The organism is Paramagnetospirillum magneticum AMB-1, from assembly GCF_000009985.1.
Taxonomy (GTDB): domain Bacteria; phylum Pseudomonadota; class Alphaproteobacteria; order Rhodospirillales; family Magnetospirillaceae; genus Phaeospirillum; species Phaeospirillum magneticum.
Genome location: NC_007626.1, coordinates 3154714 through 3179281 on the forward strand (window position 1 = coordinate 3154714; position 24568 = coordinate 3179281).

Consider the following 24568-nt stretch of genomic DNA (forward strand, 5'->3'; position numbering starts at 1 on the left):
CGAGGCGCCTGCCCGGATTTCGGCGAATGCCATGGATACGGAAGGGCCAGGATGATCCGGATCACCGATGAGGAACTCGACCGTTTCTTTCACGATGACGTCCCCCATGGGGATCTCACCACCCGATCCCTGGGGCTGGCGGAGGCCCCCGCCGCCATGGCGTTCCGGGCGGGAGCAGCCATGGTCGCCTCCTCGACCGAAGAGGCCGCTCGTCTCCTGACCCGCCTGGGCTGCGCCGTGACGGCGAGTGTGGCCAGCGGCACCCGCGCCACCACCGGCGACCTGCTGCTGGTTGCCACCGGCCCCGCCGAAGCCGTGCTGGCCGGATGGAAAGTGGCCCAAACCCTGATGGAATATGCCTCGGGCATCGCCAGCGCCACGGCCCGCATCGTCGATGCCGCCCGGGCGGCAAACCCCGGCGTGGTCGTCGCCTGCACGCGCAAAACCTTCCCCGGCACCAAGGCGGTGGCCATCAAGGCGGTCATCGCCGGAGGCGGCGTGCCCCACCGTCTGGGCCTGTCGGATTCGGTCCTGCTGTTCCCCGAGCACCGCGCCTTGCTGGATGACGGCTCCATGGCCGATTCCGTCCGCCGCCTCAAGCAATCCTGCCCGGAAAAGAAGATCGTCGTCGAGGTCACCTCGGCGGAAGAGGCGGAAGCCGCCGCCCTGGCGGGAGCCGACGTCATCCAACTGGAAAAGTTCACCCCGGCCGAGACCGCTGAAACCGTCGGGCGGATGGGCCATTACGGCATCCTCGTCGCGGCTGCCGGCGGGATCAACGCCACCAACGCCGCCGCCTATGCCCAGGCCGGGGCGGCCGTCCTGGTGACCTCGGCACCCTATTGCGCCCAGCCCGTCGACGTGAAAGTGGCCATCACGAGGCAATAGCCCGCCTTCCTTGTTCGGGTACACCACCCCGCCGGCGCTCCAGGACTCGCGGCATGCACCGCGCAATGATAGAATTCTCCCTGGCGAACGTCACGCCCGCGCACAAATACCAATGACTTGGGGCGCCACAGGACCATAGTATAACAACATCAGGCCCCCCCCCCGGGGGGCCTCCCTGCCTACCCCGCAGGAGCCCAGATGCACAAGCTTTTGGCCCGTCAGCTCCGTAAGGCCGCCGAGGGTTCTCTCGACGGCACGGTGGATGTCGCCAGGCTGATCGCCATGGTTGATTTGGCTTACGAGGAGGCTGATCGCGAACGCCGCCTCAAGGACCGCGCCCTCGACGTCATGCAGACCGAGGTCGAGGAAATGAGCCGGCGAGTGGCCCAGGAGGCGGAGGCCCGCTTCAAGCTGCTGATGGACAATGTCGGCGAGGCGGTGGTGGTCTTCGATGTCCGGGGGACCATCGAGGGATACAATCGCGAGGCGGAAAAGATCTTCGGATATACAGCGGACGAGGTTTGGGGGAGAAATGTGTCGTTCCTGATCCCCGACGAGTCCGCCCTGCTGTCCAGTTCGCTCATGGCGCCCCCTTGCGGTCCCAACGACGTCCACGTCCTGGGCATGGGAGCCCGCGACCTGCTGGGAGAGCGCAAGGACGGCACGGAATTCGCCGCGGAAATCGCCATCGGCGAAGTCTCCACCGGCGGACATCGCCAATATATCGCGGTGATCAGGGACATCAGCCTGCGCCGTCAGGCCGAACAGGAGCTGCGCGAAAGCGAAAGCCGGTTCCGGGATCTGGCCGGCTCTGCCTCGGATTGGTTCTGGGAGACCGACGAGCAATACCGCCTGACCTTTGTCTCCGAGCGGATCGGCAATGTGCTGGGCGTAAAGCCGGCTGCCGTCATCGGAAACACCTGGTTCGAAATCGGCCTGGATGACCAGCCCGATCTGGCCGCCGCGCACCGGGCCGTCCTGGACGCCAAGGCCAGCTTTCGCGACATGGTCTTCACGGTCGGGCCACCGGACGGCAATGACGCCCGGGTCATCCGGCTCAGCGCCATTCCAACCTTCGCCGCCGACGGATCATTCTCCGGCTACCGGGGTGTCGGTGCCGACATCACCCGCGAGGCCCGGGCGGTCAGACAGGCCATCCGGGCACAGGAGCAGCTTCGCGACGCCATCGACAGCATTACAGACGCCATCGCCGTGTATGATTCCAAGGGCAAGATGGTCATCTGGAACCAAGCCTATGCCGAAACCCTGCGGAATGCCGCCGATTACCTGGCTCCGGGAATTGCCTTCGAAGACGTATTGCGGCATGGCCACCGCAACAAGTTGTTCGACATCGGGACCCAGGATTTCGAGGACTGGCTGGTCAGCCGTCTGAAACGCTTTCGCCACCCCGATGGTGTCGCCTTCATCCTCAAGCTGTCTGGCGGGCGTTGGGTCCAGAGCCGGGAATGCCCGACCCGCGAGGGCGGCGTCGTGGCCGTGCGCACCGATATTTCCCAGTTGAAGCGCCGTGAAGAAGATCTGGACCAGTTGCGGCGGCGCTATGAACTGATCCTGGATTCGGCCGGGGAAGGCATCGTCGGGCTGGACCGCTCGGGCCGCGTCACTTTCGCCAATCGCGTCGCGGGAGAAATCATCGGCCGGACGTCAGGAGATATGATCGGTCAGTGCTTCAATTGCCTGATCAATCCGGATTCCGCGCGATGCGACGGCACCACCTGCCTGCCCTCGGCTTCGGCGGTGGTGGAGGCCTATTTGAGCGGCACGCCGGGCCAGGTCAGCGGCGAGGTCATTCGCCACAGTGACCAGCAAGCCATTCCGGTGGACTATTTCGTCGCGCCGATCATCGGGGATGGTCAATCATCCGGTACGGTTCTGGTCTACCGTGACGCCACATTGCGCCTGCAATCCGAACGCAGCAAGGAAGAGCAGAAACACGAACTGGAGTTTCTGGTCGCCGAGCGGACGGGCGAACTTCAGCGCCAGATCAATATCCGGGCGCTGACGGAAACGGCGCTGCGGGCATCGCGGGAACGGCTCAAAGGCATCACCGACAGCCTGTTCGAAGGCGTCCTGGTGGTGGACAGGAGCGGCTATATCTCCTTTGCCAACCCGTCCGCCAAGCAATTGCTGGACTACCACGAGGATGACCGGGACATCGAGGGACATCCTCTGGAATCCCTGATGAAGGTCGGCACCCCGGCGGGGGCAGTAACCTTCGCGGGCTCGCCGTTCCAGCGGTCGATCACGGAAGACCTCGCCATCCATGACGACGATGCGGTGTTTATCTCCGCTTCGGGAAAGTCCGTGGCCGTGGCCTATGCCTGCTCGCCCCACGGCGAAGACGCGGACAAGCGCTCCGTCATCATTTCATTCCGCAACATCGAGGCGCTCAAGAGGGCCCAGCGCGAGGCGTTGCAGGCGTCCAGGCTGGCCAGTGTCGGGCAGTTGGCGGCGGGAATTGCCCATGAGATCAATACGCCAATCCAATATGTCGGGGACAATCTTCGCTTCATCAGCGATTCCCTGATCAAGCTGATGTCGGCATTGACGGCGGCGCGAGAGCTGGGAAGCGAAGTGGGGCAGATACCGGCCCTGGCCGAGGCGGCCGCCAAATTCGAAGCCGCCTTCCGCACCACGAAAATCCCCTTCCTGGTTGCGGAGATTCCCGCGGCCCTCTCCGAATCCCTGGACGGAGTCGCCCAGATCGCCCGAATCGTCCTGTCCATGAAGGAATTCTCCCATCCGGGAACCAGCAGCAAAATCATGACCGATATCAACCGGGCACTGGACAGCACGCTGACCGTATCCAGGAACGTGTGGAAGCACTCGGCGGAGGTGGAGCGGAATTTCGATCCCACCCTGCCGCCCGTCCTGTGCCACGCCGGAGAGCTCAATCAGGTATTCCTGAACCTGATCGTCAACGCCGCCCACGCCATCGAGTCCTCCGGCAAGCCGCTTCCCGGCAGAATCACCATTTCAACCGGTCGCGACGGAGGGCATGTGGTGATCACGGTGGCGGATAGCGGAACCGGCGTGCCCGAAGCCATTCGGGAGCGCATCTTTGATCCCTTCTTCACCACCAAGGAGGTGGGAAAGGGGACCGGCCAAGGATTGGCCATCTGCCGGGACGTGGTCATGACCAAGCATGGGGGCAGCCTTGATCTTGGCGACAATGCGGGCGACGGCGCGGTATTCGTGGTCCGCCTGCCGATTGATGGGGCCGGGAAGGTTGGTGTAGAGGAATGACCGAAATGTTGCGCGTCCTGTTCGTCGACGATGAAAGTCACATCCTCAGGGGCCTCCGCCGGTCCATGGCCGGCCTGGATGATCGCTGGAATATGACCTTCTGCACTTCGGGCGCCGAGGCACTGGAGCTGATGGAGCACGAGGCTCCGTTTGACGTGGTGGTCTCCGACATGCGCATGCCGGCCATGGACGGAGCCGAATTCCTGGGCATCGTCCGCCAGCGCCACCCCGAAACGATCCGTGTCATCTTGTCGGGCTATGCCGAGACGGAATCCATTCTTCGGACCGTCGGGCCGGCGCACCTCTACCTTGCGAAGCCGTGCAGCGCCGAGGTGCTGTACGAAGCCGTCTCGCGGCCCCTGTCCCTGAAGCGGCTGCTGTCGACACCGAAATTGCGAGCCTTGCTGACGGGGCTGAACAATCTTCCCAGCCTGCCCGATCTCTTCTTCAAGCTCGACGCCGAATTGCGCTCGCCGCAATGCTCGACCAAGTCCGTCGCCGCGCTGATCGACAAGGACATGGCCATGACGGCCGAGCTGTTGCGCCTGACCAACTCCGCCTACTTCACCGTAGCCGCGCCCGTCACCACAACGCTCCAGGCCGTGCGGACCATCGGCCTGGAAACAATCCAAATTCTGGTACTCCAGATGGGCATTTTCCGCCAGTTCGCGGGCAGCGCCTCGGTGGCGCCGCTTCTCGAGGGCCTGACCCGCTACTGCCTGACGATCGCCAGGCTTGCGGAGGGTGTGGCGCTTTCCATCAGCCCTGACGGGCCGGCGGCCAAGCTGGCCCATTGTGCAGCCCTGCTGTCGCGTATCGGCATGCTGGTCCTGGTCGATGCCTATCCGCAGGAATATGGACAACTGGTGACGGAGACCTCCGCTGATCCGAGCCGATTACTGCAGGCTGAAGAGAAGGCGTTCGGCGCCAATCACGCGCAGGTCGGGGCCTATCTCCTTGGGCTGTGGGGATTTCCGCATCAGATGGTCGAAGCCGTGGCTTTCGCATCGATCCCATCGGCCAGCTCGGTCTACGACAACGATGCCTTGACGGCTTTGCACGCCGCCATGGGGCTCGGCCCCTCCCTCGGGTCATGCCTGCCCGAGGGTACTCAAGATCCGCCGGGTCTGGACATGGCCTATCTCATCGAGGCCCGCAAGGATGGCCTCGTCGCCGACTGGCGCCAACTGGCCTCGGATTTGTCTGAAAAGGTGACGTGATGGAAGACCGGATTCTGGTGATCGACGACGATCACCATCTGCTGTCAGGACTGCGCCGCCAGTTCAACGATTCCTTCGACCTTACCACCGCGCAGGGAGGGGCCGAGGCCTTGGAGGAGGTCCAGGCGGCCATGGCCGCGCAGAATCCCTTCGCGGCCGTGCTGTGCGACATGCGCATGCCGGGAATGGACGGCATCGAGACCCTGAAGCGCATTCGGGAGCTGGCTCCCGATACCGTCCGGATCATGCTGACCGGCAATGCCGACCAGCAAACCGCTATCGAGGCCATCAATCAAGGCAACATCTTCCGCTTCTACACCAAGCCCTGCCCGACGGATCAGCTTCAGGCGGGATTGCGGGCCGCGTGCGAGCAATATCATCTGGTCACGGCGGAAAAGGAATTGCTGGAGAAAACCCTGACCGGCAGTATCAAGGTCCTGGTCGACGTGGCCTCCATGAACGACGCCCAGGTTGCTGGCCTGGCCACCCGACTGCGCGAATGGGTCCGGCTGCTGACCATCGAATTCAAGATGCCCCAGCGCTGGCAATTGGAAATCGCGGCAACCCTGGTTCCCGTCGGGCAGGTGGCCATTCCGCCGGAACTCATCACCAAGAAGCGGTCCGGCGAAGCCCTGACCGAGCTGGAACAATCCATCTTCGAGCGTAACCCGGAGGCGGCCCGCAATCTCATCGCCCATATCCCCAGGCTGGCCAAGGTTTCGGAGATCGTCTACCTGCAAGACCGCGGCTTCGACGGAAGCGGCTTTCCCGCCGACGGACCGGTCGGCACCGATATTCCCCTGGATGCGCGCCTGCTGAAGATTCTCAAGGATCTGGCCGAGGCCACCGAAGGTGGCCCCCTGACCAAGGCTGCCTTCGCCGTTCTCGACAAGCGGCGCGGGCAATACGATCCGGTGCTGCTGCCCAAGGTCAGGTCCTGTCTGGAACGGGTGGTGGAGATGATGCCGTCCACCGCCGTGGAAGTGCCGTTGGCCTCGCTGCGGGCGGGACAAATGGTTCTATCCGACATCAGGCTGACCAATGGTCATCTTATCCTGGCCGCCAACACGCAACTGTCGGTCGCTCAGATCGAGCGACTGCGAAATCTGCGCCGGATTTTTCCCTTCGCCGAGCCGGTCAAAGTTCGGATCTGAGGGCCCCTCAGCTGGGCAATTCCTCCTTCTTCCGCGATCACCGCCAACGTCATCCGCATGAGCGCCCGCCGGATACCCGTCGGCAAACTCACAACTAAAGGATGATTTGCACCATTATGAAGCCGGCGCCGCAACACGTCGGCGCCGATCCTGTCGAATTGCATACAATCATTAGGGCGCAAAGTCGATTGCATGCACATTCTTGACTCCACTACCCATCTTGACTATTCATCGTATGCGGGTAATAACCACTTAGCGGGCTCCCGCAGGCTTTCCACACCGGATCGCGCTCAAGAAAGGCAAGGAAACAACCGTGTTTCTTCGACTCTTCCGCCGTGCCGCCGTAATGCTCAGCCTGCTGTTGGTAGCCCTGCCCGCATGGCCCGCCGCCGCGTCGCCCGACAATCTCGATGTGGTCATCGTCATCGACCAGTCGGGCAGCATGAGCGGCAACAAGGCCCATCCCGCCGCCAACGATCCGGAGGCGTCACGCCTCCAGGTGGCAAAACTGATTCTCAGCCGGCTGGCGAAGTCGGTCGAGAACACCGCCCTGGTGCACCGGGTTTCCATCATCGAATTCGGTTCGACGGTCGAGGTTCCGGTGTCCCTGCTGGAGCTGAAGCACAATATCGCCGACCCCGGCCGCGCCGCGGCCGATGCGGCCAATGCCGGCGACCGTCTGGTGTCGCGGGACCTGGAGGATACCCATACCCATGAGGCCCTGGCGGCAGCCGCCACGGAATTGAGGGCCATGGCCCGCCTTCCCGATGACGGCAGTCCCCGCAAACGTCACGTGATCTTGCTCACCGATGGGCACCCCTATGCCGAGGCGGGAAGGACCCCGCTGAAGGACGACGAGGTCTGGCGGCTGGTGGAACGGGAAGTTTCCGCTCTCGGCGCGGAAAAGACCCCACTTTGGATCGTTGGGCTGGATTCCCGCAATGAATACTGGCCGAAAGACGGCCGGATATGGGTAAAATTGGCCGGAACGCCGTCCCAGGTGTTCCGGGCGGCGTCCAGCTATCCCCAATTGCCCCAATTGGCCGAAACCATCGTCAGCAAGTGGCTCGGCACCACCATGACCCTGCCGGCCAGCGGCAAGGCCCCCAACCTGGTGTCCCTGCCGCCGTATCTGGGGCGCGCCGTTTTCCACATCCACGCGCGCGAACCCATCCTGCCGCCGCGCATCATCGGACCCGATGGTCGGGTGCACGCTCCCACCATCACTTTGCCCAGCAAGCTGTTGGTCCACACCATCGAACATCCAGCCGCCGGCGAGTACCGGGTGGATGTGCCACCGGGAACCGCCATCCTTACCGTGGCCTCCACCGAGCCACCACGTCTGTCCAAGGTCGCTCCTGGACTTTTCGTCGGCATGGGGATGGCCTCGCAGATCCGCTTCGCCGCCGGAAACGCATCCAGCGCGCCTCTTCACGAGGACAAGCTTTATCCCATCACGGCCAAGGTGATGGTCGCCGCCCCCGACGGAACGTCGGTGCAACTACCCGCGTCGCTGGAAAGCGACGGAACCTTTCTCGCCAACTGGACACCGTCGGCCCTGGGCGTGCATTCCATCGGCCTGGACGCCCGCTATCGCCCGGCGGCCGGGGGCGACGAGTCCGCGTTGTTTCCCGGGAGCAAGTCCGAGTCGGTGACCGTCACCAAAGCCCCCCTGGCCCTGAACCTGGACTCGCCCCCGACTGGGGGGTGGATCGCCATTCCGCCGGGTGGTGATGGACTGAACGTTCGCCTGACCCTGGTCGAAGGCATGAGCACCAATATCGACGCTCCCTCGACCATGGTGGGCGATGCCGGCACCTGGCTCCAGGCGCAGCCCCTCGATCCCTCGGGAATCGCCATCGGCGAGGCTCTGCCCGTGGCCCTGGATCCCGACGGCCGGTTCTCCTTCACCATTCCCGTCGCCTTCGACCTGTGGCGGGGCGATGGCTGGATACGGCCCAAGCCGGTGGCCTTCAAGATCATCGCCGCCGCCAACCGTCTGGCTGACGACCGCAATCTGGCGGAATTGCGCCTGCCGCCCGGTGCGGAGAGCTTGCGTGTCGGCGGCAACCCCTTCAGCGCCGGCCCCTTTCCGGTCGGACTGCCGCAATGGATCAAGCCACTGGCGGCAGCCCTTCTCCTGGCGGTTCTGGTGGCCGCGCTTTACGGCACCTACCGGATCTTTGGTCAGGGCGCCCTGTTGCGCCTCAAGGATGCTCAGCAAAGCCATCCGCTGGAGCTCCGCGTTTATGACCTCCGCCGCGACCCCGGTTGCCTGAATCCGGCCCTCAAGGTGTCGCTGGACGGCGTGAGCAAGATTGATCTTTCCACGAGAATCCGCCGCCAGAAGCCCGGCGCCGACCCCGAGGTTTTTTCCTGCCTGCGCATCCGCCGGACCTGGCGCGACGCCAACCGTCGCGCCCAGGTGGAGTACCAGTTCAAGGGAGGCACGGGCGCAAAGACATCGAGCATGCAACTTCCCATCGACCCCCAGGGGCGCGACCTGCCTCCCCAGGTCGACGAGACATGGCGGCTAGTTCTGCAACGCGCCAGCCGGGGACGCAACCGGTAGAGCCGGGATTGCCATAAGAACACCGAGATCATTCCTTGAGGGGACGTACAAATGGCGGCAACAAATCTTTTCCTGGGTTTCGGCGGGACCGGCGCCCATATCCTGACCTTTCTCAAGGAATTCACGGTCTACAAGCATGGCAGCAAGCCCGACGGGGTGATGTTCCTGGAGTTCGACACCATCGCCGGCTGGAAGCCAGGCCAGACCGTGGATATTGCCGGCGGCGGCGGCGGCGAGGAAGTGGTCGCCAAGGGCTATGAGGAAGCCAATTCGCTGCAGCCGCAGGCCGAGTATTTCCAGCTCATGGACCGCCACCCCAGCCTGCGCGATCTCGTCACTCACCATCTGTCGCCGGCCGGCAACCCTGGAGACTATCCCCAGTACCGCGACTGGCTGCATTCGCAATGGCTGAGCACGGTCATGCCCCCCTCGGTGCTGAACATCACCGCCGGTTCGGCGCAGCAACGCCAGATCGGCCGCTTCTCCATGTTCACCAATGCCGAGAAGATCATCGCTCAATTGTCCAAGAGCCTGCGCGAGCTGTCGCGCGCGGCGGCGGGGGGCGGCATCAATGTCTGGGTGATCGGTTCGGCAGCAGGCGGCACCGGCGCCGGCTGTATGCTGGACGCTGGTTACCTGGCCCGGCTGGCCGCCAAGCAGGCCGGAAACATTCCCATCACCTTGCTGACGGCGGTGATCTTTCCCGAGGTCTATTCCGGGAAATTCGGCATCAGCCAGGCCCGGGCCTACAGCCTGTTCCGCGAGCTCGATCGCCTGCAGGAAAAGCACATCCCCACCTACGAGCGCTACCTGCGCGACGGCGACCAGTGCTCGTCCGAGGTCCAGTACGACGATCGCGGCGCCTTGCGCTCGATTCTGCCCGGCCGCCTGTTCGACTACCAGATCTTCCTGGGCCGCCAGTGCCACGACGAGGCCGAGCGCGTCGCCTTTTTCAGTTCGGTGGCCAATGCCCTGGACCCCTATGTGGACCCCAATATCGGCCCCCAGATGATGGAGGAACTGGTCAATCTCAACGGCCTGCCCTTCACCGTCGGCGGAGCGCGGCTGACCATGCCGCTGACCACCTATGCCGAGCTGTTCACCTGGGAAATGGTGGACGACGTGCTGGTCCGGCTGTTTGCCCCGCGTCAGGAAGGCAACCAGATCGTCTCCCTGGCCTGGGGCAGCGACACCGATCGCAAGACGCAGGCGAAGGCCAAGGTTGCCGGCCTGCTGCCGCTATTCGGTGAGTTGCTGGCCGTGGCCGCCGGCCCGGCCGAACAGGTGCACGGCTTTGCCGTCAACCGTCTCAACCCGCGCGAGATCGTCGAGAAGTGGTACCAGTTCGCGTCGGCCGAAGTCGCCAACCGGGGACTTCGGCAGGACGAATTGGACTACGTCATTCCCCTGGTCTACCGCAACCCGCTGATCTCGCTGGAGCGCCCCGAGGAGGAGACCTCTCCCAAGGATATCGCGGTCAAGACCTATGAGGACCGACGCAAGGCCAAGGAGGCCAAGGAGGACCAGGAGCAATCCCGCAACCGCTTTGCCGGCGACCTGCGCAGTGCGGTGGAACTCTACCTGGACCCCAAGGGCGGCGAGGGCAGCTTCGAACACGGCCGCCGCACCATGCGCAAGGCCATGACCGAGGTCATGCGCCGGGCCGTCGACGAGACCATCGCCGCCGAGTTCGGCCGCGACGGCTGGGTGGGAACCCAGCCGAAAGCGCCGGACCAGGGTACGCCCCTGACCCGCCTTTACGGCGAGTTGCGCCATCTCATCGGCCCGGAAGGTCCGTTGAACAGCATCGAGAATATGCTGGCCATGGTCATCGAAAGTCTTCAGGGCCAAGAGAAGTTCGCCGCCCAATCTGCCACCGATGCCCTGGCCGAGCTGGAACGCGCCCGAGCCGGCGGGCTGCTCAGTTTCGGCAATTGGGTCGAGGAGCCCCAGCGTCAGGCCCGCGATCGCTACTCCGCCCTGATCGCCTGGCGCCAGAAGCGCCACCTGACCGAGGACATGCGGGACCTGACCCGGGAAATCCGCAAGCGCTTCGAAGCCTGGCACCACACCGTCGAGGAAGCCGTCCGCTCGGCAGTCCTATCCACAGACGGAAGCGAGCCGGCCTTGAAGCAGGTTCGCGACGGCAATCTGGCCCGGCTGAAGGACCGCCTGCTGCGCATGACCCGTGATGCCAGCACCATGATCAGCCTGCAGCCCAACGATACCACCATGCAGGGTTTCATGACCGTCCTGCGCAACGTGGCCGTGATGGATCAGGACCGCGATCTGGCCACCGCCGCCCTGGAAGCCGCCGCCTGGAAGGCCGAGATCGGCGAGGACGGCAGGCCCCGCCTGGCCCTGAATGTCGGCGAAGCTGGCTTTGACGGCACCGCCCTCGCCCGCCTGCACGACGCCCTTTACGCCCGCTTCCGCCCGGCCATCGACCAGCGGCTGCAGCCTTTCGATATTTTCGACTACCTGCTTTACGTCAAGGACCGCAAGGGAATCACCACCGACGCCGTCGTCGAGCAATTGGGAAATGCGGCAAAGGTTCTTCTCGACGTCTCCTGCGCCGGCATCTGCCGCTGGGTCTATGCACGCCCCAGCGGAGAGCACAAGGCGCGGCTGGTCGATGAGTTGAATGCCCGATTGCGGCCGGTAGCCGGCGACGAATTGCGTGACGCCAAGCAGAACCACAGCGACCGGACCTCGCTGACCCTGCTGCGGGCCGCCGAGCCCGATCCCGACAAGATTCCCAACCTCCTGGATTGCCAGAGAAGCTACGTCCAGTCCCTTTCCAAGAATCTGGGAATGGGAGCCGCCGACGATCACGAAGTCCAGCGCTCCATGATCTACCACGCCTTCCGGGGCGAGGCCGAAGCCTGGTTCATCGAACGTCAGTTCGCCCGCGAGAGGCAGACCGACATTCAGGGCGCCGACCAGCTTATCCCGCCGCGCATCGCCCGATTGCTGGGCGCCCCCGATTTCTGCCAGGCCTTCATCCAGTGCCTGGCGGCCCAGGCCATCGTCCGCGACGAGGAAAGCCTGAAATGGGTGTGGAGAATTCCGGACAGCGAGCAAAAGGTCGTGCTGTCGCGCGATGGGGCCACCCTCGACGACGACTTCATCTCTGCCGCCGTCACCTTCATCCTGCAGCGATCCGAAGCCAAGCTTGGCAGCCGGGTGACCATCGGCCTGGATGCCGCCCGCACCAGTGCCAGCCACTGGAGCGCCAGGATCAACCCCGGCAAGCCCCTGCATCAGGTGGTGGCGGATTTCGTGGCGCCGGCCGCCCTCGACAAATTCCTGGCCACGGCCCTGCCCGAGCCCAATGTCGGCGATCCCGTCAAGAGCACCTTGCACCGGCGTAATTGCGCGGCCCTGGGCCTGATCTTCCGCTTCTATGGCCGCCCAGGAGCACAGACCGCCCTGTCGAGCCGGAACCTCTGACGAAACGGGTAGCGAGGGGGGGGACGAGCATGACACGACGCATGAGGGCCGGCCGGTCCAAACCGTTCGGCTGGGGAAAGCTGTTGCTGGGCATCGCGGTGATGCTGCTCGTCCCCGCACTGATCATCGCCGGGCTCTGGAGCTACGCCAGCCTGATCAACACCAGGGCCGCCTCGGCGCCGCTGTCGTGCCAGGTCTCGCAGACCTTGATGTTCGGCGAGCCGAACTTCGACTTCACCGCCCGCTTTACCGCCCCGTCCGGCAAGGCCGCCCCCCAGCAGCTCGACATCGTCGTGCTGGTGGACGTGTCCGGCTCCATGAAGACCAGCCTTCCCCACATCGCCGCGGCGGTCAATTCCCTGGCCGATCAGTTGCTGGAGAGCGGAAACGGCAATATCCGGCTGTCGTTGGTGCGCTTCGATGTCAGCGCCGTGATCGACACCACCCCCCACTGGACTGCCGACCGCGAGGTGGTGGCCCAGGGTCTGCGCAAGCTGGCCATGATCGATGGCGCCAACGACACCCGCGAAGCCTTCAGGCGCCTGCGGGAACTTCTCGATGAATCGCGCCCCGGAGCCCGCAAAATGGCGGTGTTCTTCACCGATGGCGAACTGGTGGTCGAGCCCAATGTCATGCCCTGGCCGGAGATGGAAAGCGAAGCCAAGGCGCTGCGGACCGGCCCCCATGCCCTACGCCTGTTCGCCATCGGCCTGCCGGGAAGCCTGAACAGCAACATGATGCGCATCACCGGAGACGAAAAGCATCTTCTCTCCACTTCCGGGCTCAACGACTTCTCCCTGCAATTGCGCAATATCGCACTGCAGGAGCTTTCGGTTTTCGCCCGGGATGCCCGACTTCAGGTTCCCCTTCATGGGACCGGTTTCGCCGCCGCCGCCGCCCCCGCGACCTGGCAGGCCGGCGACGGCGAGAGCCTGGTCAACTCCTCCTGGACTCTGATTGCCGGAGCCAATGCAGAGCGCCTGCCCCTGCGGGCTACCTCCATCGGCCTGTGGCCCCTGGGCAATGAGGGCGCGCGGCTATCGTGGCGCAAGGCGGACGACGCCAGCGTGGGAAGTGCGGCCTGCGCCGCCGCCCCCATGGTCCTGATCATCCCCTGGTGGCTGATCCTGCTGGCGCTGCTGCCGCCCCTGGCCTACCTGGCCTGGGGATGCGAGCGGCTGTTGCGCCGGCGCAAGAGTGCCGAGCCCCAGCCCCTGCCGCTGCCGCCGCTTCCCGCCACACCGGATGTCGAGGTTCTGCCCCTGCCTCCCGCGCCCCAGCGCCCCGGCGGACGGCCGCCTGTCCCGACCCTGGCCATCGGCCTCGGGGGGGAAGGCGCTGCGGCGTTGCGTCAGTTGACGTCCGATGTGGAACACCACATGGACGACGGTCGGAGTGGACAGTTCGTGCCGCTCGTCATCGACCTTGAAGCCGCCGCCGGCACCCTTTCGCCGCCACGGGCCGCCTGTGACCTTACCGGAGCGCTGGATGCCGTTCCTTCGTCCACCCGGACTTGGTTCGATCCGAAGCAATATCAGCATGCAGCCCGGTCCGATCTGGACCTGTCCCATGGCGCCCGCGGAGACCGCAAGCTCGCCCGTCTGGTCGTGGCCCGCTGGCTCGAGCAGGATGAGTTGCCGCGTTATCTCGACGAGGCGCTGGCCTCCGTGGCCGGATTGGCGACGGCGGAACACACCTTTCCCCAAATTCTGCTGCTGACGTCGGCGGGAGGCGGCTTTGGCAGTGGGGCCGTGATCGACCTGGCCCGCCTGCTCCGGCGCCTGGACCAGCGACGCATCGCCGAAAAGGGCGGGCGGCCGGCGGAAATCATTGCCTTTCTGGCCATCTCGGGGCACTCGCCTAACGAGATCGCCCTGCTTGAGGAGTTCGCCCAGGTCCAGAACACCGGCCGCTATCCCCTGCGCACCACCTTCAGGCCGGGCGATCCTCTCCTCGATGCGGTCGATCGGATCGCCCCGGTCAATCTGCTGGCTGCCATCCGGGGCAGTGGCACGGGACAAGAGCTTGTAGAGCCCGCCCTGGCCCTACTGGATTTCGACCTCAGGGAAGCCATGATCCGGCATCAGCCGGCCTTTTCCTCCACCCCGGTGGAGCTTGCCGCGCGAAGCCTGATCCTCTACCCCAACCTCCTCAAGGAACTGGTGGCCAACGACCTGACCCTGCGGATGCTGAGCGATTTGCTGCCCAGTCTGGAAGCCGCCCCGGACGGCGGCTACCGCCTGTCGGATCGGAAGGCGGCGGCAGCCGGTGTCATCCTTGAGCAATGGGCAGCCGACGACGAGACCTCCGGCCCCTGGCACAGCCTGCTGGCGGCGACAACCGGCTCCCTCTCCGCCGAGGAGCTGGACGAAGAAATTGCCCTTTATGGCAATCCCGGTGCCGAGTGGTTCCTTCAGGCCCTGTCGGTCTCGTTCACCTCCCTGTTGTCCCGGAATCGATCCAATCCTCCGGGCCTGAACGAGCTGGCCGCCTGCCTTCGCCTGCTCGCCGAGCGCTGCGGAGCCTTTGCCCAGCCGGCTTTCCCTGTTCTTGTTCCGGCAATTCTGCACCTTGCCGATCAAATTGATGGCTGGGTCGCCGCCCTGTTGCGTGGTTGCGGGACGCTCGCCGCCCGCCGAAAGGCCCTATTCGAATTGGAAGGCGCCAGTGCCGAAATCCCAGGCCGCGTCATGATCTGCTCGGGCGTCGACGGCCCCCTGGTCGAGAGCATGGGGCGGCACCTGTTCGACGATTTGGCTGGCAACACTTCGGCGGGACGGTTCCTCAGCTTTGGTACGGCCCTGAGCCAGGGTGAAGTCGTGTTGCGCCTCCACTGCGGATTGGTCAAATCCCGGAGCTACGGCGACGGTGCTGAGGCCGTTACGGGCATCCTGGCCGATTGGGGGGCATTGGCGGCCAGCCTACCGTCAGCCGACATCTATGGAGCCCTGGCCGAGATGGACCCTGCGGCCCGGCGCAACATATTGGGAAATCTGGTGGAAACCGTCGCCGACGGTGTGGTGACCGCCCTGCCGCGCCCGGCGCGCAAAGACGTGGCGTTCAGCCTGGACCTGGCCGGACAGATGCCCGAGCCGACAGGAACCCTTCTGTCCGAGCGGGTGGCCAGCAGCGCTCGGGCGGCGATCCGCCGTCTGGCCTGGGCGGCACTTCCGCCGACCGCGCCGCGCCCGGCCACGACCCTGCCGCTGGCCCAGGAGCTGGCGACCACCGCCGATTCCTGGCGGAGCCGGCTGCAGGATTCCTTCCTGGTCGATCTTCCGCCCCTGCCGGTTCCTCTGGCGGTGGCCCTGCTCGATCGGGAGCGGTTCCACTGTTTCGCCACCGCCTACCGTGACGGATTGATCCGTCAGGATCGGGCCGCCGATGGGACGCTCCAGTGGCGCCTGCCGCCCCCCAAAGGCTTCCTTACCCGAGGAGACCAGTCAAGCCTCGCCGATGCGGCGGCGAGCTTCGCGCTCATGCTCGACCGGTTCACTCCGGACGGCAGCGGCGTGCGGGGAGATTTTTCCGCCCTGGAAGCCTGGCTCAAAGACAGGACGGAGATGGCCTCGTCGGCTGACGTCCTGACCCTGGCGGCAATTCAGATGGAGCTCCGATGATGGCATGGTTTCTGGGCTTGATCGCCATCTGGATCGCCTTGGGCTGGGCGCTTCTGGTCTGGGGCGCCCGCCCGCGCGGACGCAAGTTCCGCCGGAGCGTTTCGACCCGGGTCTGCACGGTGGGCCAACGGGTCAAGGTGTCCCTGACCCTGACGGCGCCGCCCAGCCGCCACCCCCCGCCGCCCCTGGACGTTGTCATGCTGCTCGACCATTCCTCCAGCATGGGGGCGGCGCCGGGCAGTCCGTTACAGATGATGCTGCGGGCCGCCGGCAATTTCCTCCGCCAGCTTTCGCCCGACAGTCGGGTCGCCGTCGTCGGATTCAATCAGGTTCCGTCGGTCCACTGCACCCTTGCCGCCACCCCCGCCCAGGCCAGATCGGCGCTTCAGGCGATTTCTCCCGGCGGCGCGACCTCCATCGCGGCCGCCCTGAACCAGGCCGTCGAGCTTCTGGCCCATGGCCGCCCGGGCATGGACAAGGTGGTGGTGCTGTGCTCCGACGGTCAGGATGACATCGCCGAGATCGCCGATGCCCTCGCCCGCCTGAAAGCCATTCCCTCCGTGCGGGTTCTGGCCGTCGGCTTCGGAGATGAGGTGATCCACGCCACATTCCTGGCCATGGTCGCCGACCGGCAGGACTATTTCCACCTGACCAGGGCCAGGGACATGGACGATGTCTTCCAACGGCTGGCCAAGGAAGTGAATGGTCCGACCGGTCTCCTGGCTGCGGTGACCGAGCCTGTGGCCACGCCGGTGCCCTTCGCCCTCATCGGAGATACGATGCCGTTCGCCACGGTGGAGGGCAACCGCCTGGTCTGGTCGCTGAGCGGAGCGGAGGGAGACACCGCCGCCGAATATGGCGTCGAAGCCCGCTGTGTGGGATGGCTGCGCCCAGTGGAGGGCAAGGCCTTTGCCGATTGGATCTTGCATGACGGTGGACGCGAGCCGGTCGACGGCCCCGCCTCCCCCAGGATCCTGGTCCTGCCCAGAGGATTCGGATGGGCCTGGCCCCTCTTCAACCCCCTGGCCATGATTCTGCTTGGCCGCCTGTGGCCCTGCCCCCATCCGGACCAGCAGAAATCCAGGCCGCCTTTCGACACAGTCGCTGTGCCCGAACTCCCCCCCTTGCCGCCCATTCCGGCCGAGCCGGAAAATCCGTTGAGCGTGCGCCCCAGTCTGGTCATCGGCTTGGGAGAGATGGGCGAAGACCTCGTCTCCGCTCTGAAGTTCCGTCTGGCCGACCGCCACATCCCCGACACCACCACCCGCATGCTGTGCGTTCGTCTGGGCCAGCCTCCGTCACGGCTCACCGCCCTGGCGCCGCGCGTTCCCCTGGATGCCCGCGAGCTGCTGACCGTGGACCTGGATCTGCGCCCCCACATGGAGGCCCAGGTGAGCCGGCTGCGGGGCGGCCCACATGCCTGGGCTCCCTTGGAGTCCTGGCTGGCGGAAACCTGCCCCCAGACCACGTCCCACGGGACCAATGATCGCCGCAAGGCCCGTTTCGCCGCGCTGATCGACGCGCCAAGGCTGGTGCGCGAGATTGGCATGGCGCTGGAATCGCTCGACTCGCCGCAAGTCATCCTGGCCGGCCGGGCCGACGATCCCGAGACATCGGGAATCCTGGGCGAGATTGCTCATATCTGCGCCGAGCAAGGCCGCCCGGTGACCGCCATTCTGACCCGCTCGTCGGCCGTTCCCGCCGTCCTTCCCGCCCGGCGGGGCCTGGCTCGGGAATTGGAGCGTCTTCTCAGCCTGCGGGGTGAGAAAATCCAGAGCGACCGGGGGGCCGTGGCAAGCCACCTCTTCGACCGCTGCCTGGTGGTGGGCAGCCCCCACGACACCGAGGGAGAACAGGCGGACAAGGCACTGGAGGCCATGTTCTCGCTGCTGATGGGCGATGCCCTCGATCAGGCCGCCGCCCCCACCGCCGAGGCACGTGTTCAGTTGGTTGAGATCGCCGCGCGCACCCTGCCCCAGGAATTGCTGTGGCGCTGGGCCCGTGCCCGCTGCCTGCGCGAGGTGATGATCCAGACGGCACTGGGTTTCACGCCCGGCCCCAAGGGTATGACCGGCAATCCCCCCACCGAGCAGGAAGTGCGCGAGGCTCTGGCGCGGTTCTGGAGCCCCGGGGGACAGGACACGCTGCCGGCCATCCTGATCCTGGCCCGCCACCACCTGGGTCTGGGCCAGACGGAACCGCCCGCCCCATCCCTGGGCGAGAGAGCCGCCTATCATCAATTGGAGGAGTTTTGCGATTCCGAGCGCATGGCCTTCCACCACTGCCTCCGTACCTGGACCCAGGCAGAGATCAACCGCGCGGCCGCCACCGGACGCCTGGGAATCATCCTGCTGCCACTGTCCATCCAGGCCTTGCGCGATCAGCTTGCCGTCACCCGGGGCTATTGCGTCCGCCGGGTGGCCGACAGTGCCGGCCATCCAGAAGACATGGCAGCGGCCCTGCTCGGCGAGTTCGATGCCCGGCTTGACCACCTGCAAAGGGAAGTCGCCGCTTGGCTGAACGGCCTGGGCGGTCCGACCCTGCTTGGCAGGGGGTCGCTTCTTCGAGCCTTCGCCGCCGAGATTCTCGATGACGAAACCGAGGCCCGCAACCAGTTGGATTTCTTCCCGTTGCCCTGGCCAGAGGTGGAGGCAGCCTTCGCAGCCTGGAGTGCCGACATTTCCGGGCCGCTCTTGCGGCGGTTCTCCTTTTCCGTGGAGATGGATGCCCGCAACCATCTGAGAATACGCCCCGCCGGCCTCACGGCGGCGGCCACCCCCGACGACGTTCGCGTAGAAATCATCCGACTCCTGGACAGCTATCGCCCGGTGGTCACCAGGTGGCCAAGACCGGAATGGTTCGGTGCGCCCATGGCCCTGGCCGCTGGACAATGGCAAGCCACCGGTCGCTTTGCCGATACGGTCGCCCCCGAGGCCTCGGCCGTGGAAGTTGACGACAAGGACGATCCCTTCCGGGTCGCGGCCTTCCGGATGGAAACCGTGTCGGTTCGCGAGGCCTTCGGGCACGGTATGGATTTCGATGGCCCCGCCGATTTCGTCTGGGCCGAGGACGCCATCGCCCAGCGTATCGCCGACCGCATCGCCAACCAATTCCAGCGGAAGCCCAGGCCGTTCTCTCCCGCTGCCGTCACCTTGCTGCGCGCCCCAGAAGTGTTGGCCGAGGCGGCGCGGGAGATCGCCGACGGCAACATCCGGAGCGACCATGGCGGCGTGGTGCTGGTACGCGGCGGCTCGACCTATCGCCTGGCCCCGCCGGGAAGCGAGCCTTTCGCGACCGCCGTGGCCCAACTTTCCACCGGTTGCTCCCTGGACCGGGAAACCCTGCCGCCTGCCACCGGCCAGCACCGGCCGGCCGTGACCCCGGAAGCCCTGGCCGAAGCGGCGGCAACCCGGCTGGGAACACCGCTCGGAGCCAATCCGGATATGTGGAAAGACGTGATTCTCGGTGCCGCCCTTCATGTGAGCGACCGGCTTTCGGATGGAGAACCGGTATGATTCGCCAGGCTTTTTTTGTCGCCCTGATCGCTCTTTCCGTTCTGCCCCTGCGTACCGCCAATGCCGACCAACCGGCGCCGGCGTCCAAAGTTGGGGGCGGCCCGGCCCATTTCATCGTTCTGATCGACGATTCCGGCGATATGAAGCGGTTCAGGCCCAGGGTCCGCCGCTTCCTGCCGCAGGTCCTGTTCGGATCGTCCGGTCTGAACGGTCTCCCGGCCTTCCGCCCCGGAATCGACACCGTATCGCTGGGCTATTACGGCATCAGTGCCCGCTCCCACGCCGACAGCGCCACCGCTCCGCGTCATCCCTGCACCGACCGCCCAGCCAACAGCCTGCTGCCCAACGACATGATCGACTGGGTCGACCGAGGCGAAAGGATCGCCGATCTGGCCGCCTTCTCCGCCTTGCTGGATGAAACGGTTAGCGCCGAATGCCGCATGCACCATGGCTGGTCACCCATTTCCATCGCCGAGACCGTGGCCCTGGCCGGCGCCAATGGCCGCCTTCCCGCCGAGGCCAGGGTGTCCCGGGTCGTCCTGGTGAACGTGACCAACGACGCCTTCAATGTCGAAGGCCAGGAAATCTCAGCCTTCAGCCGCCGGCTGTCCGTGACCGGCGTGTCGGAAGCGCAGGAAATCTCGCGGCAGATGTCGGACCTGTTCCAGCGGCTCTCGCCTGCGCCCTGGGACGTGCAGGTCTCCTTGAGAGGCGACCTGTATCAGGGCGTGGAGCGGCTTCACAAATCTGACGACCCCCTGACCATTCGCCTGACAGAGCTTCGCCCGGCCCTGGACGATCTGGCCGCCCGGGTCGTCGCGCCGTCGGAACTGCGCCTCAAGCGCTGGGCCGTCGCCCCTGATGCCATCGCCCTACGGGCCGACGGCGACAATGCCCTGACCATCCGCGGCTCCGAGCGCCTGTTGCCCTACAGCCTGGCCTGGGCGCGCCGGGACAGCGGGACGCCTTGGCCGGTGGGCGCGGCCAGCGTCAACCTTTCCGGCAGCAGGAGCCTGGCCGAATGCCTCGCCCCCTGCCGACGGGATGCGGCCGGGCTTTCCATGCCGCTGCTGCCGGTCCTGGGCATTCCCGAACAGGTCGCACCGGGACAGTCGCCGACGACGGGAGCCACCCTTGCGCTGTCCGTCACCTATGATTTCCGGACGGCGGGGCTTTACGACCATTTCCGGGTCAGTTCCCCGCCCCGCTCCGTCACCCTTACCCCGCCGTCGCCACCGGTTTTACCGGAAGGACATGGCGCCGGAGCCTTCCTGGCGCCGGGCCTGTTCGCCGCCGCCCCGCTGGACGATCAGCTCCTGGTCGCCCAGTGGCAGCCCTCCGATGACCGGGCACCCGGCCTGGATGAGGAAGAGGCCGTCAACAGGCTGCTGGCGGCCCGGGACCGGCGGCAGATCACCGCCCAGGCCGGACTGGTGGTGATCAGCCTGATCCTGCTGGGAGCGATTCTGGCCACCCTGTATCGCCGCTATTACCACCGTCCCTTCGCCCCCCATCTGGTGTGGAAGGGAATCGACGGAATTACCGTCGACTTCAATACCGAGCGCAGCGGCCCCATCCTGGTGGGCAGTGCCTTGCTCCATAACGCGGTGGAGGTACCCTTCTTCGGGCGATGGCTGCGCAACACCGCCCAGCCCCGCCGCATGGCGGCGATTACCCTGGCGGTCGAAGACCCGGCAGGCCTTGGGATCCTCACCCACGGCAAGGATCTCCTCGGATTCGCCCGCATCGAGGATACGGGCCATACCCTTGTCGCCGAGATGGATCAAAACGTTTCCGACGGCACCAATTTCGATGTCTTCCTGGACCCGCGGCAAATCATCGACCTTCGCCATCCAGGCGATGGCGGCGCCGTTTCGCTGCCCCTGTCGATCACCGTGACCATGGCCTGGGCCGGGGGAAAGACGGTCGGCACCGCCGCCATCGTGCCGCTGGGAGCCATTCCCGAGGACCAGCATCCGCCCAAGGTGAGATTCATCCCCGCGCCCGACCGCGTCGAATTCGGCCAAAAGCCCGACGGCAGCCCGCTGACCCGGACTCTGGGGGTGTTTGAACTGGTCAACGTCACCCGGCACGCGACCTTTGCGAGATCCTATCGGGGCCGTTATGAGCTCAAGGCCCTGCATCGCAATCACGCCCTGAGCGAGGGGGCGATCCGGCTTGGCGCCACCCATGTGGACATCCCCCCCGGCCGGTCGCAGTCGCTGTCGCTCGACCTGATCTGCGACGGGGTGCGGATCAAGAACCCCGAGCAGGAATTCGAGTCCTTCACCTTCCAGTTGATGGGGGAAATGGCGCCGGGATCCGATGGGGATCGCCACGAGTTCCACCTCTATCGTGACAGCACCCGGCCCGAACTGGATATCGGTCTGTCCGATGATGACAGGCACTGGCATATCGGCTTTTCACCGGATGGAAGCCCGCATCGCATCGAGGCCGCCGCCGCCGGTCATGGCGTCCCCGAGCCCATCATCGACGGCAAGGTGGTTCTGGCGCAGCAATCGGTGGTCTATTACCCCGACAGCGGCCCGAAAGAGCTGCTGACCCTGGAGTTCCGCAACGTGGCACGTAACGGCCAGGGTTATGTCCAGATTCACCTGGAGCCCAGGCTGATCGTCCAGCCCGACGTCGCCAATTCCTTCGAGTTGCATCCGGGACTCGCCTTCGATGACCTGCTTCAGGTTCGCGACGGGTCGCCGGTCTCCATTCCGTCGACCTTCGAAGTCGCCGCCGACGGCAGCGTGGTGGTGCGCCACATCAGTCTGGACAGCACCCGGATCAAGACCATCCATTGCGGCATCCTGCCCTTGGGGGCGGTGCAACTCGACCTGACGGTCCGCAATACCGTGCTGGACCGCCACCACCACCCGCTGGGAGGAGGACGGAGCCTGAGTTTCCAGGTTCCCCTGAGCCTGACACAGATGCCCGATCCCAATTGGCTGTGCATCGATTTCGGCACCAGCGCCATCGCCGCCGCCCTGGGCGAAGGCTCGACGGTAACGCCACTCGATCTCCAGAACGCCACGGAAACCCTCTCGCTGCCGGACGGTCCGGTTCATATCAGCCTGGCGTCCGAAGACGTGCGCAACCTGGAACGGGGCGGTCCGTTCCTGCCCAGCTTCGTGCTGTGCGACGCAGATCTGCGCCGACACCTGGTCGCCGACCCGGGCTCCACCCGCCGGGCCGGCTTTCCGCGCTATCCGCAGCCGTCCCTGCGCCCCGGCGACCCCGCCTTCCTGACCGTTCCGGCCCCGGCGGATTCCATCCGCTCGACGCCCGAACGCGTGGTCTATTCCCTGAAAAGCTGGCTCGGCGTGGGCGCCGACGACGTCGCCCTGGGCACCGAGGTGGAAATCGATGACGAGGACGGCCTCAGGAAGGTGACGCGCCTGCCGGTGGATCTCACGGTGAAGTCGGCCTTCTCCGCCCTGTACACCGCCTATCTCGAGCCCTTGAAAGTGCGGGCTGGACGCATCGTCGTCACTCATCCCAACACCTTCACCGCCCACCACACCCAGCGCCTGCATTCCGTGGTGTTCAGCGCCCTGTCAGGACGCTTGGGCATCCCAGTGCCTGAGTGGGTCAGGATGGTCAGCGAATCCGATGCCGCCGCCTTCCATTACTGCACCACGGGGCGCGACAGCCTGACACCGTCCACGGGGACGGAAACCGTCCTGGTCTATGATTTCGGCGCCGGCACCCTGGATCTGTCGCTGGTGCGCATCACCTGGGACCCCACCGGGACAGGGGTGCCCGTCAAGTGGCAGATACTGGGGCGGCTCGGCGTTCCTGTTGCAGGCAACCACCTGGACAGCCTGCTGGCCCGCCTGGTGGACGAGGCGTTGCGCGATTCCACCGTGCTGCCCGAGGACCGCTTTTCCTACCAATACCCCCTGGTGACCACCAGGTTCGAGGAGAGCCGCAAGGACCACCGCTCCGCGGTGCTCAATCTGTGGCTTGCCATCCGCGAGGCCAAACAGGCCGACGGCGGCTGGGATGGAATCCGTCCCCTGGTCATCACCCTCAGCCGCTCCATGGGCCAGACGGGACTGGGGGCGGCAGGCGGCCAGGACGTGATCCGTCCATTGCAGTCGGGCAAGGTGAAGAGCGACGAAGAGCTTCCCCCCGAGGACCAGGCCGCCATCTTCCGCCGCCAGAACGGCGAAACCTGCCTGAGCCTGCCAGCACAGCGAATCTTCGACTTCGCGCCGCTGAAAGCCTTCATGGATTTCGTCACCCGCGACGTGGTGGCCGAATGCCTGGGCGCGGCCAAGTGCAAGTCCGATCAGGTGGATACCATCGTCGTCACTGGCCGCGGCGCCCTGTGGCCGGGGCTTCGCCAGGCGGTGTGGGATCAATTCGGCCCCAAGACCGCCAGAACCGATCTGGCTGGGGCCAAGGCCATGAAGGAAGTGGTGGTGCGCGGCGCCATCGCCTGGCAGGCCCTGGGTAATCAGGTGGAATTCGTCGACACGCCGCCGCCGCGGCTGGCGGCGCAATTCGAAGAGGGCCGCATCGTCCCCGAGGAAGAGTGGGAGGCCGGACCGCTAAAATTCGGGCGCAGCGCCTGGTTCAAGCTGGTGCAGGTGGCCCACCGCAAGCCCTCGCCCAAGGATTTCAAGACCCTGCGCCAGCACTATTACGTCGACCTCCATCCCGTCCGCTACCGGCGCGACACCTATTTTGGCGATGGTCTGGTCAAGCTGGAACGGGTCAACACCTCCTATGGCCCCGAAATCCGCATTGCCGATGGAAACGGGCGGATCGCGGCGCGCGTCACCTACGAGACGTCGGCGGGCATGGATGCCATCCACGCCCCCTGGCCCATCGGCACCACCTTGCTGACTCCCGAGGAATGACC

9 protein-coding genes are annotated in these 24568 nt (G+C 65.6%); all 9 read left to right on the forward strand.

What is annotated here, in order from left to right:
• Positions 1-51: 51 nt before the first annotated feature.
• Positions 52-888, forward strand: a complete 837-nt coding sequence (modD, locus tag AMB_RS14865; protein WP_011385330.1) for a ModD protein — start codon at positions 52-54, stop codon at positions 886-888.
• Between the two features lie 198 nt (positions 889-1086).
• Positions 1087-4155 (forward strand): PAS domain-containing sensor histidine kinase, encoded by a 3069-nt coding sequence (locus tag AMB_RS14870; protein WP_011385331.1) that lies wholly within the window; start codon positions 1087-1089, stop codon positions 4153-4155.
• Complete coding sequence (locus tag AMB_RS14875) at positions 4152-5375, forward strand: response regulator (protein ID WP_011385332.1); 1224 nt, start codon at positions 4152-4154, stop codon at positions 5373-5375. Before AMB_RS14870 ends, AMB_RS14875 begins: the two co-directional genes overlap by 4 nt.
• Positions 5375-6529, forward strand: coding sequence for an HD domain-containing phosphohydrolase (locus AMB_RS14880; protein WP_011385333.1), 1155 nt, complete (start codon positions 5375-5377; stop codon positions 6527-6529). Before AMB_RS14875 ends, AMB_RS14880 begins: the two co-directional genes overlap by 1 nt.
• A 313-nt stretch (positions 6530-6842) precedes the next feature.
• Positions 6843-9101, forward strand: coding sequence for a VWA domain-containing protein (locus AMB_RS14885; protein WP_011385334.1), 2259 nt, complete (start codon positions 6843-6845; stop codon positions 9099-9101).
• 51 nt (positions 9102-9152) lie between these two features.
• A complete protein-coding gene (locus AMB_RS14890; protein WP_011385335.1) occupies positions 9153-12554 on the forward strand; it encodes a tubulin-like doman-containing protein in 3402 nt (1133 codons plus the stop codon).
• A gap of 29 nt (positions 12555-12583) precedes the next feature.
• A complete protein-coding gene (locus AMB_RS14895; protein WP_011385336.1) occupies positions 12584-16174 on the forward strand; it encodes a vWA domain-containing protein in 3591 nt (1196 codons plus the stop codon).
• Complete coding sequence (locus tag AMB_RS14900) at positions 16171-19689, forward strand: vWA domain-containing protein (protein ID WP_043744681.1); 3519 nt, start codon at positions 16171-16173, stop codon at positions 19687-19689. Before AMB_RS14895 ends, AMB_RS14900 begins: the two co-directional genes overlap by 4 nt.
• Positions 19686-24566: a hypothetical protein gene (locus AMB_RS14905; protein WP_011385338.1), complete on the forward strand. Its 4881-nt coding sequence runs from the start codon at positions 19686-19688 to the stop codon at positions 24564-24566. The genes AMB_RS14900 and AMB_RS14905 overlap by 4 nt, the downstream gene beginning before the upstream one ends.
• Positions 24567-24568 lie beyond the last annotated feature (2 nt).